This is a genomic window from Streptomyces durbertensis (assembly GCF_014156695.1).
Classification (GTDB): Bacteria; Actinomycetota; Actinomycetes; order Streptomycetales; family Streptomycetaceae; genus Streptomyces; species Streptomyces durbertensis.
Genome location: NZ_WMLF01000127.1, coordinates 1 through 12771, shown reverse-complemented (window position 1 = coordinate 12771; position 12771 = coordinate 1). Strand labels below are relative to the sequence as shown.

Sequence of the window (12771 nt, the reverse complement as noted above, 5' to 3'; positions counted from 1 at the left end):
CCCCCACCAGCCCCCACACAACCCGGACATCCAACGAGAGGACGGCACCCCATGACCACCGCCACCGGAACCGTCACCCTGGCAGACCTGACCCGCATGCTGCGGGAGAGCGCGGGCGAGGAGGAGGGTGTCGACCTCGACGGGGACGTCATCGACACCCCGTTCATCGAGCTCGGCTACGACTCGCTGGCCCTGCTGCAGGTGATCGGGGAGATCCAGCGCGAGTACGGCATCACCATCCCGGACGACGCCGTCGTGGACGCGGAGACCCCCGGCGCGCTGCTCACCCTGATCAACGAGGCGCAGCGCACCGCCGCCGCGCCGGGCGGCGCGGCCTGACCCGCGCCGGCGGCCCGCCCCGCCGGGCGCCCGCCACGGCCTGACCGCAGGCCCCGCTGACGGCCGTCCCCGCCCATCCCCCGGGCGGGGACGGCCACTGCGTTTCCCCGTCCGCTCCCCGTTCGCCCGTGTAGCTCGTCAGCTCTCCCACACCTCGTTTGCTCCCGTCCACAGAGGAGAAGCCATGTCGCTCACCACCCAGAGCGCGGTGACCCGCAGGCTGGTCGTCAGCCCGGGCGGCGTGCCGTCCGCGTCGTCTCCCGTTCGGGCGACGACCGCCGCGGTCTCCGCGGTGCTGCGTGCCTTCGGACGCTCCCCCGCCGACCTTCCGCCGCGCACCGTCGTCTACGTCGGCGCGACCGCCCCCGACCCGGCGCTGCTGCCGGAACACGAGGGGTTCGCGGTGCGCACCGCGGCCTCCCCCGGCCGCGCCCTGCGACTCGCGCACCAGGAACTGCACGACGGCACGGCGGACTTCGCCATGGTCGCCGCCTTCGGCGAGCCCGCCGAGGGCGCGATCACCGTGTACGCGGTCCGTCGTGCGGCGGAGGCCGTCGCCGACGCGGAGAACGTCCTCGGCCTCCTGGGCGTCGACCACCCGGACGGGTCCGACCCGTTCGCACCGGTGGCGCTCCGCCCGCTGCGCTACGGGCGGCGGGACCCGGAGCCGCACACGGACCGGTTGCTGCTGTGGTCCGGTGACTCCCCGGAGGAAGAGGAGCGGGTACGCGGCGAGTTGGCCGCGCTGCTGGACTCGGCGGGTCCCGGGGCGTTCGCCTCGCTGCCGTCGGTGTGGCCGTGCGGACGTCCGTCCGGCGCGGTCCGCGCGGCGGCCGTCGGCTCCGCGGAGACGCTCCCCCGTTCGCTGCGGAAGGCCAGGACGGTACGCGGGGGCCGGCCGCGGCCGGTGGCGCTGCTCCTGCCCGGCCAGGGCTCGCAGCACACCGGCATGGGCCGCGGCCTCTACGGCCGCCACCCCGTGTTCTCCTCGGCTGTCGACGCCGTGCTCGCCCACTGGGGGGAGGAGGGCGACCGGATCCGCGCCGACTGGCTCTCCGACGGGGAGCCGGCGATCCCCGTGGACGACGTGCGACGCGCCCAGCCGCTGCTGTTCGCGATGGACTACGCGCTGGCCAAGGTGGTGCTGAGCTGGGGCGTCCGCCCGGTGGCGCTGCTGGGGCACAGCGCGGGTGAGCTGGTCGCGGCCACGCTGAGCGGGGTGGTGCCGCTCGCCGACGCCGTGTCCATGGTCCGCGCGCGGGTGCGGGCCGCCGTCCGGATTCCCGCCGGCGGCATGCTGGCCGTCGCCGCCGAGGAGGGGCGGCTGCGCCCGTATCTGCGCGGCGACGTGGGGATCGCCGCCGTGAACGCCAACCAGCAGGTGATGCTGGCCGGTTCGGCCGACGAGCTCCAGCGGACGGGCGAGCGGCTGCGGGCGGACGGTTTCACCGTGGTCACCGTCCCCGCCACCAGCCCGTTCCACTCCCCGGCCATGGCGCCCGCCTCGGACGAGGTGGAACGGGACTACCTGGGCCTGTCCTTCCGGGAGCCCGCCCTCCCCCTGTACTCCGGCTACACCGGTCACCTGATGACCGCCGAGGACGCGCACAGCGCCCGATTCTGGGCGCGTCAGATCACCGACACCGTCTACTTCAGGGACGCGTTGGAGGAGCTGCTGGCCGCGGACGACGTGCTACTCGTCGAGGCCGGGCCCCGGCAGACCCTCACCGCGTTCGCCCGCCGGCACCGCGCCGTGCGGATCGGCGCGAGCGCCGCGCTGGCCCTGTCGCCCGCCCGTGCCGGCGATCCCGAGGCCGAGCGCGGCGCGCTGCTCGCCGCGGCCGCGCGGCTGTGGGAGGAGGGCCACGAGCTCGACGACGCGGCACTCGCCGACCTCTGGCACTGGACGGGCCCCGGGCGGGAGGCCGCGGTGCCCGCGGCGAGCGCCCCGGTGACGGCCTGAGCACGGACGGCCCGAGCACATGCGGGAGGCGGTGGTCGCACCAGGGTGCGACCACCGCCTCCGCGTTGCGCCGGGCCGAGAGCCGTCGAACCCGGCCGGGGGTGTCAGCCGGGCAGGCCGTGCCGCTCCCGGAGGTACCGCCCGGTGTGCGAGGTCTCCGACCTGAGCAGTTCGGCCGGCGTCCCGGTGAAGACGACCTCGCCGCCGTCCCTGCCGCCCTCCGGGCCGAGGTCCACGATCCAGTCCGCCTGCTGGATCACCTCCAGGTTGTGCTCGACCACCATCACCGTGTTCCCCTTCTCCACCAGGCCGTTGAGCAGGCCGACGAGGGTGTCGACGTCCGCCATGTGCAGCCCGGTGGTGGGTTCGTCGAGCACGTACACGGTGCCGGTGCGGTGCAGTTGCAGCGCGAGCTTGAGCCGCTGGCGCTCGCCGCCGGAGAGCGTGCTGAGCGACTGGCCGAGGCTCAGGTACTCCAGGCCGACCTCGGTCAGCGCGACCAGTTTGCGGCGCAGCGCCGGCTGCTCGAAGAACTCCACCGCGTCCGCGGCCGACATCTCCAGCACGTCCGCGATCGTCCGGCCGTGCAGGGTGTGGGCCAGCACCTCGTCCTTGAAGCGGCGGCCGCGGCAGGCCTCGCAGTGCCGGGTCACCGGTTCCATGAACGCCAGCTCGGTGATGATCAGTCCGCGGCCCTGACACTCGTCGCACGCGCCCGCGGAGTTGAAGCTGAACAGGCCCGCGGAGACGCCGTTGGCCTTGGCGAAGAGCTTGCGCACCGGGTCCATCAGGCCCAGGTAGGTGGCCGGGGTGGAGCGGGACGAGGCGCTGATCGGGGACTGGTCCACGTACACCGCGTCCGGGTGGCGGGCCAGGAACTCGCCGTTGACCAGGCTGCTCTTGCCGGCGCCCGCGACACCCGTGACGGCCGTCAGCACGCCGGTGGGGAAGTCGACCGCCACCTTCTTCAGGTTGTGCAGCTCGGCGCCCTCGACGCGGAGCCAGCCGGTCGGCGTGCGGAACTCCCGCTTCATCTCGGTGACCCGGCGCAGTCCGCGGCCGGTGGCCGTGTCGGCGGCGCGCAGGTCGGCGACGCTGCCGGTGAAGACGATCTCACCGCCGTGCACGCCGGCGGCCGGGCCGACGTCCACCACATGGTCGGCGACGGCGATCACGTCGGGGTCGTGCTCGACGACGATCACCGTGTTGCCCTTGTCCCGCAGGGCCACCAGCAGGTCGTTGAGGCGGCCGACGTCGCGGGGGTGCAGTCCGATGCTCGGCTCGTCGAAGACGTAGGTCATGCCGATGAGGTTGCTGCCCAGGTGGCGCACCATCTTCAGCCGCTGCCCCTCACCGCCGGACAGCGACGCGGTCGGCCGGTCCAGGCTGAGGTAGCCGAGTCCGAGGTCGACGATCCGCCGCAGGGAGGCGCTCGCCTGGGCGACGATCGCCGCGGCCGCCGGGTCATCGAGTTCCTCCAGCACGCCGACGAGGTCGCCCACCTCCATCCGGCACCAGTCGCTGATGTTCCGGCCGCCCAGGCGTGCGGCGAGCGCGGTGGGGGCGAGCCGGGCGCCGTCGCAGGCGTGGCAGGTGCCGTCGGTGATGAAGCGTTCGATGGCGGTGCGGGCGCGGTCGCTGAGCTGCCCGAGGTCGCGCTTGAGGTTGATCCGCGCGAACCGGTCGGCCAGTCCCTCGTAGTTGACCTGCATCGAGCTGCTGTGGGAGCTGATGGTGACCTTCCCGCCGCTGCCGTGCAGCAGGGTGTGCCACTCCTGCGGGGTGTAGTCCGCAAGCCGCTTCGCGGGGTCGAGTCGCCCGGACCGCGCGTACAGCTGCCAGTCCATGCTGCCGACGCCGTGCTGCGGGAGCAGGATGGCGCCCTCGTCGAGGGACTTGGAGGGGTCGGTGAGGCGGTCGGTCGCCACCCGCAGGGTGCGGCCGAGGCCGTCGCACTCGGGGCACATGCCCTCGGGGTCGTTGAAGGAGAAGGTGGAGACCAGGCCGGTGGTTGGGGAGGCGAACCTGGCGAAGACCAGCCGGATGACCGAGTAGATGTCGGTCATCGTGCCCACCGTCGAGCGGGCGCCGCCGCCGACCGGCTTCTGGTCGACGATCACGGGTGAGGTGAGGTTCTCGATCGAGTCGACCCTGGGCCGCTCGTACTTGGGCAGCTGGTTGCGGATGAACCAGGGGAAGGTGCTGGCGAGTTGGCGTTGCGCCTCCACCGCCACCGTGTCGAAGACGAGGGACGACTTGCCCGAGCCGGAGACTCCGGTGAAGACGGTGATCTGGTTGCTGGGGATCGTGAGGGACACGCCCTTGAGGTTGTGCTCACGCGCGCCTTCGATCCTGATGTCGGTCCTGTCGCCCATGTCCGCACGGTAGGACCGGCCGCTCGGCCGCCGCTCGAATCCGGGTGGAGGCGGTGCGGCCGCCGGATGGCGTCGCGGTCACCGGTGTGCGGCACGCCGCCGGGTGGCGGGGTGCCGCACGGCTCCGGCGACGGATCAGCGGAAGGCGTCCGCGTTCTCCTTCGCCCACTGGGCGAAGGTGCGTGCGGGCCGGCCGGTCACCTCCTGGACGGTCGGCACCACCGTGTAGCCGACCTCCGGCGGGTTGGCGCCCATCTCGACGAAGAACTCGATGTCCTCCGGGCTGTAGTAGCCGGCCGCCTCCCAGTTGGCGCGCGCCTCGGCCTCGGACAGCTCGACGTAGCGGATGTCGAGGCCGGTCGCCTCGGCGATGGTGGCGACCTTCTCCGGGATCGTCAGCGCCTCGGGTCCGGTCACCGGGTACACCTTGCCCGAGTGGCCGTCCTCCACCAGCGCGGTGGCGAGCACGGCGGCGATGTCGGCCTCGTGCACCAGGGCGCTGCGGGTGCTGCCGAACGGCTCCCGTACGACGCCCTCGCTCTTCACGGCCTCCACCCAGCCGAGCGCGTTGGCCATGAACTCCACGGGCTGGACGATCGTCCACTCCACACCCGCGGCCTGGACCGCCGCCTCGACCGGCTGGCCCACGGGGCTGCCCAGGACGGTGATGCGGCGCACCCCGGCGGCAACGGCGGCGCTCACGATCTCCTCCGGCTTCGCCAGCGGTTCGTAACCGTCTCCGGCGGTGGTGAGCAGGTGCAGCCGGCTCACGCCGTCGAGCGCGGCGCCGAGCCCCGCGGCGCCCTCGGTGAGGTCGCCCGCCACGACCTCCACACCTTCCGGCATTCTGGCCCGGGACGGGTCGCGGGTCAGCGCACGGACCTTCTGGCCGGACGAGAGGAGTTCGTCCACAAGGAGCCGACCGACCGTACCGGTCGCTCCGGTGACGAGGATGGTCATGTTTCCCTCACGCGAATAGGGGGATGGCTTACCGCAGCAACCTACCGGCGGCGACTAGAGCCCGTCTCGCATGACACTTGAACCGCCTGGTGCGTGTCCCGGCCGTGCGGCACACTGTGCCGCATGTCGACCCCCCTGATCACAGACCGGGCCCTGAACCGCGCACTGCTCGCCCGTCAGTTGCTACTGGAAAGAAGCGAACTGACCGTTCCCGAGGCGGTCGAACAGCTGGTGGGGCTGCAGGCGCAGACCCCGCACACCTGGTATCTCGGGCTGTGGAGCCGGCTCGCCGACTACGACCCGCACGCCACCGCCGGCCTGCTGCGGGACCGCGCGCTGGTGCGGATCTCGCTGATGCGCTCGACGATCCACCTGGTGACCGTCGCCGACGCCCTCTGGCTGCGCCCGCTGCACGAGCCGGTGATGGAACGCGGCGTGAAGGGCTCCTTCGGGCGCAAGCTCGTCGACGTCGACCGGGAGGAACTGGCGGCGCTGGGCAGGAAGCTGCTCGAGGAGGAGCCGGCGAGCTTCGCGGCGCTCGGCCGGAAGCTCGCCGAGCGCTGGCCCGGACGGGACGGCAACGCGCTTGCCCAGGCCGTCCGTTCGTCCGTGCCGCTGGTGCAGCTCCCGCCCCGGGGGATGTGGGGGAAGAGCGGGCAGGTGGTGCACACCTCGCTGGAGTCGTGGACCGGCCGCCAGGTCGACCAGGCGGCGAGCCGGGAGCGGCTGGTGCTGCGCTACCTCGCGGCGTTCGGCCCCGCCACCGTCAAGGACGCGCAGACCTGGTCCGGGCTGACCCGGCTGGCGGAGGTGTTCGACGGACTGCGCTCCCGGCTCACCGTGTTCCGTGGCGAGGCCGGGCAGGAGCTCTTCGACCTGCCCGACGCGCCGCGTCCCGCCGCGGACACGCCCGCCCCGGTCCGCTTCCTCTACGACTACGACAACCTGCTGCTCTCCCACGCCGACCGGAGCCGCGTGCTCACCGTCGACTTCGCCGACCAGGGCTTCGGGCGCACGATGGAGCATCCCTGTGCCGTGCTCGTCGACGGGACGGTCGCGGCGACGTGGCGCCTGACGGCGAAGTCGGGGCGGGCCACGATGACCGTGCGGCCGTTCCGGCGCCTCTCCCCCGCCGAGGAGGAAGAGGTCAGGGCCGAGGCCGGGGAAGCGCTCGGCTTCCTCGCGGCCCCGGCCCGCGACCGGGAGGTCGTCTTCTCCTCCGACTAGACCCGTGTGACGGCCTTCGGCCGGGTGTCCTCGGCCGCCGGGCGGGCCGGCTTCGGCCCGCCCGGTGCCCGGGGAGCGGACGAGGGCCGGCTCCAGCGGCGCATCGCGGGCAGCTCGACGAGGCGGTACAGCAGCCATGCCGCCACCAGGCTGATCACCACCGTCCAGAAGCCCTGCCACAGGGCCTCGGCGACCGTCGACTCCACCATCCAGCTGTCCGGCTTCGCCAGGCCGAGGGGGCCGTAGGAGACCACCAGCCAGTGCACGATGTACAGGGCGTACGAGATCTCCCCCAGGAAGACGAACGTCCGGCCGCCGAACCCGGTGCGCCGGCGTTCGACGTCCGCCGTGGCGGTGGCGGCGATGACCAGTGCGAGGAAGAACGCGGTCAGCGCGGCCTGGCTGTACACCTCGGGCAGCAGGTAGGAGCCGGCCAGGTAGCTGCCCAGCGCCAGCACGACGGCGGCCGGCAGCGGCAGCCGGATCCAGCGCCGGTTGAGCACCACCAGGGCCACCAGCATGCCCAGGACGAACTCCAGCAGCCGGGTCAGCGGGAAGTAGTAGACAAACCACTCACGCCACCAGGCCAGCGGCGAGTGCGGCATCTGCGGCTGGGCCGGGAGCAGTAGCGCCACGAAGGGCATCGCGCCGATCGCCAGTCCCGTGCCGCACGCCCAGTGCCACAGCCGGTCCACCGGGATGCGACGCAGCAGCGGCAGCAGGAAGGGGAACGCCGCGTAGAAGAGCAGCTCGCACGCGAGCGACCAGGTCGGCACGTTGGAGGTGTAGTTGAGCAGCACCTCCTGGTGCGGGATCCAGCTCTGGACGAGGAAGACGGTCGGCACGGTGTTGTTGAAGGTGACCGCGTTGCCCGCGAGCAGCATCAGCACGACCACGACGCCCATGGTGACGAGGTGGTTGGGGTAGATCTTCAGCAGCCGGCGGCGCCAGAACCGCGGCCGGGTGTCCCCGGGTCGGGCCACCCAGGTCAGCACGAAGCCGCTCAGCACGAAGAAGAAGACCACACCGGTGGGGCCCGCCGTGTAGACGACACTCTCCAGACCGGTCAGCCAGGAGTCACCGGTCCGGGGCAGGATCACCATGCCGACGTGGCTGAGGACCACCAGGAGCGCGGCGACGAACCGCATGCCGGTGAGGGACGGGAGCCGGGAGGTGGCGCGCTCGGCCACGGGCGGTATGTTCGGCGCCGTCATAGCGCCTCCTTCGGTTGTCGGGTATCGGACCGGTGGCCAGAAAGTGCGCCTTGCCGGTGGAGCCCAGCTCGGGGGCGTCTGGACCCGGCGGGGGCGGACACGAGGGGCCGGACGCGCGTGGGGGCCGGCCCCTTCTCGGGTCGGCCCCCACCGGTGTGGCGCGGTCAGCGGCGCGTCACCACGCGACCGGCATCTCGTGCACGCCGTAGATGATCGTCCGGTCCTTGTAGGCGAGTTCCTCCATCGGTTTGACCAGCCGGAGGTCGGGGATCCGCCGGAAGAGGGTACCGAAGACGACCTCCAGCTCCAGCCGAGTGAGGTCGGCGCCGACGCAGAGGTGCGGGCCGTAGCCGAACGCCACGTTCCGGGGCCCGGCGCGCCGGATGTCCAGCTTCGTCGGGTCGGGGAACGCCCGCGGGTCGTGGTTGGCGCTCAGTCCCGCGGCGATGACGCCCTCGCCCTCGCGTATGAGGACGCCGCCGATCTCCACGTCGGTCGCCGCGACCCGGTTCGAGGAGAGGTCGGCGAGGCTCAGGACGCGGAGCAGTTCCTCGACGGCGCCGGGGACGAGCGACGGGTCCTGCTTCAGCATCTCCAGCTGGTCCGGGTGGCGCAGCAGCGTGAGGGTGCCGAGCGAGATCATGTTGGCGCTCGTCTCGTGGCCGGCGACCATCAGCAGCCGGGCGAGGCTGACCAGTTCACCGCGGTCGGTGAGCCCCGCCTGCCGCGCCCTGACCACCACGCGGCTGAGCAGGTCCTCACCCGGCTCCTTCTCCTTGCGGTCGATCTGCCGGCCCAGGAACTCCTCCAGGTTGCGCAGGCCGCGCATCCGGTCCTCGGCGCTCGAACCGCCGTTGAGCATCAGCCTGGTCTGCGCGTGGAAGAACTCGTGCTCCTCGCTGGGCACGCCCAGCAGTTCGGTGATCACCGCGGTGGGGACCGGCAGGGAGAGCGCCGGCACCAGGTCGGCGGGCGAGCCCTCGGCCAGCATGCGGTCGATGCACCCGTCGACGACCCGCTGCACCTCCTCCCGCATCGCCCGGATGCGCCGGGTGGTGAACTCGGCGGCGACCAGGCGGCGGTAGGAGGAGTGCCGCTCGCCGTCCATGCCGAGCAGCGAGGCGTTGGTGCGGAACTCCTTGGGGGTGGGGATGATGTACGGGAAGCCGGGGTGCGCGCGGTCGATGCTGAACCGCTGGTCGCTGAGTACCTGCCGCACCTCCTCGTAGCCGGTCACCAGCCACGCCCAGCCGCCCACCGCAAGCTCCACCCGGACGACCGGTCGCCGCTCCGACACCAGCCGGTCGTACTGCTCCGGTGGGGCGTAGGGGCATGCGCGGCGCCAGGGAAAGGCGGGCAGCCCCGAGTCCGCCGCCGGCTCGGTTGTCGTGGTCTCTGTCTGCGTCACGTGCCTGTTCCTCTCGCTGGTGGAGTCGCTGGTGGAGTCGCTGGTGGAGTCGGTGGTGGGTCTCACGGCCGGGGGCCGGCCGGATCGGGTGCGACCGCGGGCCTCGGGTTGCCGGGGCACACGACCCGGCGGGCGGGCAGCTCACCTTCGAGGAGGTAGCGCGTCACCAGGGCGTTGACCCGCTCGTTGCCGGCCTCCGGGTACAGCTCGTGGCTGCCCTCGTCGGCGACGACCACCAGGTGGTGGCCGAGGCGTTCGGCCATCGCGACGGCGCCGGCCGAGTGGTTCAGGGGGTCGTTCTCCGCCTGGATCACCAGACCGGCGGGATAGCCCCGGTTCGCGACCTCCACCGTGGGCTCGGGCGGCTCGAAGCTCCGGAACGTGCTCACCCAGGGCATCGCCCGCATGACGGCGTAGCCGTACGGGCACTCCTCGCGGACCCGCCGCATGTCCGCGTAGTACTCCTCCAGGTCCGTCGGCCAGTCCGCCTCGCTGGTGATGGCCTCCAGAACCGCCGGGCGCAGCGACACCACGCCCTGCTGGGCGAGTTCGGCGGCGGCGCGCTCCGCCGCGGCGGCGGCCTTCGCCCGGGCGGTGCGCGCGGTGCTGGTGCCGGCCCGCACGCCGAGGTTCGCCAGTTCCATCGCGGTCCGCACGGCGTGCGCGGTCCGCTCCTCGGAGCCGTCCCGGAGGCCGGCGACCAGGTCGGCGAGCGACGTCCACTCGGGGCGCAGCGTCGCCCCGTTGCCGACCGCGACGTCGTAGAGCGTGCGGTTGAGGCCGTTCAGCGGCTGCGCCGCCAGCTTCGCAGCGACCTCCTCGACCGCCTCCATCACCCGTTCCCGGCCGCGCCCGAGGCCGAAGCGCCGGTCGCGTTCCCCTGTCCACGCGGCCCAGGCGTCGACGTTGTTCCTGATCGCGTCGGCCTGCATCCGGAACTGCCGGTGCCACAACCAGTCCGGATGCACGCAGCTGTCCAGCACACTGCGGTGGAGCCGGTCGGGGAAGAGCGTGCCGTAGACCGCGCCCAGGTAGGTGCCGTAGGCGTAGCCGACGTAGTTGACGCGCTCCTCGCCGAGCACCGCCCGGACGATGTCCAGGTCCCGGGCGATGTTGCGGGTGTTGACGTGGCGGCGCAGTTCGCCGCCGGCGCGGGCGCAGCCCTCCTCCGCCGCGCGCATGTCCTCCGCGATGAGCGGGAGCTGGTCGTCGGTGGGTCGGGTGTCGAACGCGGCCCGGCGGGGCGCCGTCTCCGCGTACAGCGGGGTGGACTCGCCGTAGCCGCGCGGGTCGAAGCCGATGATGTCGTAGTACCGGGGCAGGGGGGTCTTCGCGAACCTGGCGGACACCTCCAGGCCGAGCCCCTCGTTGCCGCCCGGCCCGCCGCAGAGCGCGACGAGCACGCCGAGCCGCCGCTCCGGGTCGTCGGCCCGGCGGCGGCTCACCGCCACCGAGATCCGTTCGCCCGCCGGATCCGAGTAGTCCAGGGGGACCTCGATCGTCGCCTGCTCGACCGCCGGGTCGAACTCGCTGGGCGTCCAGGCGGGGCGCTGCGTGTGGAACGCCGCCAGGTCGTTCGGCTCACTCATGGATGTCCTCCCCGTCGCTGCCGGCCGAGTCACACGTCCCGGCCCCACGAGCGTTCCGCAGCAACCTCGTGAGGCCCTAGGGAACGGCTCGTCCGCCGGGCCGCGGCACTCCACCGGTTCCCTAGGGCGGTCGGCCACACTCACCGCCAGAACACGACCGTCCGTGCGGCCACAGAACGCTGCGAGCACGTCCGAGCAGGGAGGCAGAGACCATGTACGGAGCACAGTCCGCACGGATCTACGAAGCCCAGCACCGCGAGCGGGGGAAGGACTACGTCGCCGAGGCGAAGGACGTCGTCAGGGAGATCCACGCCCGGATGCCGGCCGCGCGTTCCGTCCTGGACGTCGCCTGCGGCACCGGCGGCCACGCGGGGCCGTTCACCGAGGTGTTCGACGAGGTGCAGGGCCTTGAGCTGTCCGAGCCCATGCTGGAGCTCGCCAGGGAGGCCCTGCCCGGGGTGCCGCTGCACCAGGGCGACATGCGGGACTTCGACCTCGGTCGGGTCTTCGACGCGGTGACCTGCCTGTTCGCCTCGATCGGCTACGTCGGCTCGGAGGACGAACTCCGGGCCGCCATCCGGACGTTCGCCCGTCACACCGCGCCGGGCGGCGTGGTCGCGGTCGAGCCGTGGTGGTTCCCGGAGACCTTCCTGGACAAGCACGTATCGGGCGACGTGGTGCGGGTCGACGGGGTCACCGTCGCCCGTGTCTCGCACACCGTCCGCGACGGCGACGCCTCCCGGATGGAGGTCCGCTACCTCACCGCCGACCCGGAGAAGGGCATCAGCTCCTTCTCCGAGACCCACCGGGCGATGCTCTTCACCCGCGAGAGCTACGAAGCGGCTTTCCGCGACGCCGGGTTGACCGTCGACTACGTGCCCGGCGTCCAGTGCGGCCGCGGCCTTTTTGTCGGCGTCCGGCGCTGACCCCGCCTCCCCGGACCCGCTTCCGCCCCCGACCGCCGATCCGCCCCCAGCGACCCGTCATCCAGCCGGAGACCCCCATGGCAACGCTTCTGCACATCGACTCCTCCCCGACGCCGCACTCGGTGTCCCGCCAACTGGCCGCCGAGTTCCGGGCCGTGTGGGACGAGCAGCACCCGACCTCCGGCGTCACGCACCGGGACCTGGTCGCCGACCCCGTCCCGCACCTCGACGCGGACGGCGTCGCCACCCTCCTGAGCGCCCCGGCGGACGACCGGCAGCGGGCCGCCGCCGCGCTGCACGACCAGCTCGTCGACGAACTGCTCGGCGCGGACGCCCTGCTGGTCAGCGCCCCCATGTACAACTGGTCGCTGCCCTCCGGCCTGAAGGCGTGGCTGGACCAGACGCTGGTCATGGGCCGCACGCTGCCCACCGACCCGGCCGCCAACCCGCTGGCCGGCCGGCCGGCGACCATCGTTCTCGCCTACGGCGGCGAGTACCGGCCGGACACCGAGGAGGGCCGGATGAACCATCTGGAGCCCTACCTGCGGACGGTGTTCGAGACCGTGCTCGGCTACGACCTCGCCGTCGTGGCCGCCCGCTCGACGCTCGCGGCACCCGAGTACGGGGCCTCGCCGGAGGACGTGCGCCGCCGTGACGAGTCCCGCGCGGCGGCGTCCGCCGAGGTGCGCGAGCGGGCGCGGAGCACCGCGAACCGCTTCGCCCTGGTCTGAGCGCCCGGCCGCGTCGCGCACGCAGGCCGGACCTCGTCG

10 protein-coding genes are annotated in these 12771 nt (G+C 72.9%); 5 read left to right on the top strand and 5 right to left on the bottom strand.

The genetic code is table 11. The features are described from left to right. Positions 1 to 51: 51 nt before the first annotated feature. Positions 52 to 339: an acyl carrier protein gene (locus GL263_RS11255; RefSeq protein WP_182855487.1), complete on the top strand. Its 288-nt coding sequence runs from the start codon at positions 52 to 54 to the stop codon at positions 337 to 339. A 184-nt stretch (positions 340 to 523) separates the two neighbouring features. Then, positions 524 to 2302 (top strand): acyltransferase domain-containing protein, encoded by a 1779-nt coding sequence (locus GL263_RS11250; protein WP_228456418.1) that lies wholly within the window; start codon positions 524 to 526, stop codon positions 2300 to 2302. A 104-nt stretch (positions 2303 to 2406) separates the two neighbouring features. Here the strand turns inward: GL263_RS11250 and GL263_RS11245 are convergent, their stop codons facing one another. Continuing rightward, positions 2407 to 4677 carry an ATP-binding cassette domain-containing protein gene (locus tag GL263_RS11245; protein WP_182855486.1) on the bottom strand — a complete coding sequence of 757 codons (2271 nt, stop codon included), beginning with the start codon at positions 4675 to 4677 and terminating at the stop codon, positions 2407 to 2409. Positions 4678 to 4812: 135 nt separating this feature from the next. Beyond that, positions 4813 to 5637, bottom strand: coding sequence for an NmrA family NAD(P)-binding protein (locus GL263_RS11240; RefSeq protein ID WP_182855485.1), 825 nt, complete (start codon positions 5635 to 5637; stop codon positions 4813 to 4815). A 123-nt stretch (positions 5638 to 5760) separates the two neighbouring features. Between GL263_RS11240 and GL263_RS11235 the strand changes: the two genes are divergently transcribed. Beyond that, on the top strand, positions 5761 to 6864 hold the full coding sequence (locus GL263_RS11235) for a winged helix DNA-binding domain-containing protein (protein WP_182855484.1): 1104 nt from the start codon (positions 5761 to 5763) through the stop codon (positions 6862 to 6864). Here the strand turns inward: GL263_RS11235 and GL263_RS11230 are convergent. The 3 genes from GL263_RS11230 to GL263_RS11220 form a co-directional block, all read right to left on the bottom strand. Then, the gene (locus GL263_RS11230) at positions 6861 to 8078 is read right to left on the bottom strand and encodes an acyltransferase family protein (RefSeq protein ID WP_182855483.1); all 1218 of its coding nucleotides are present in this window, start codon (positions 8076 to 8078) and stop codon (positions 6861 to 6863) included. The genes GL263_RS11235 and GL263_RS11230 overlap by 4 nt on opposite strands. Before the next feature lie 175 nt (positions 8079 to 8253). Beyond that, complete coding sequence (locus GL263_RS29050) at positions 8254 to 9486, bottom strand: cytochrome P450 (RefSeq protein ID WP_323379347.1); 1233 nt, start codon at positions 9484 to 9486, stop codon at positions 8254 to 8256. 62 nt (positions 9487 to 9548) lie between these two features. Beyond that, positions 9549 to 11075, bottom strand: a complete 1527-nt coding sequence (locus GL263_RS11220; RefSeq protein ID WP_182855482.1) for an alpha/beta fold hydrolase — start codon at positions 11073 to 11075, stop codon at positions 9549 to 9551. A 212-nt stretch (positions 11076 to 11287) separates the two neighbouring features. Here GL263_RS11220 and GL263_RS11215 point away from each other — a divergent pair, with 212 nt between their 5' ends. Both GL263_RS11215 and GL263_RS11210 read left to right on the top strand, forming a co-directional pair. After that, complete coding sequence (locus tag GL263_RS11215) at positions 11288 to 12001, top strand: class I SAM-dependent methyltransferase (protein WP_182855481.1); 714 nt, start codon at positions 11288 to 11290, stop codon at positions 11999 to 12001. 77 nt (positions 12002 to 12078) lie between these two features. Continuing rightward, a complete protein-coding gene (locus GL263_RS11210; protein WP_182855480.1) occupies positions 12079 to 12732 on the top strand; it encodes an FMN-dependent NADH-azoreductase in 654 nt (217 codons plus the stop codon). The last annotated feature ends 39 nt before the right edge of the window (positions 12733 to 12771 follow it).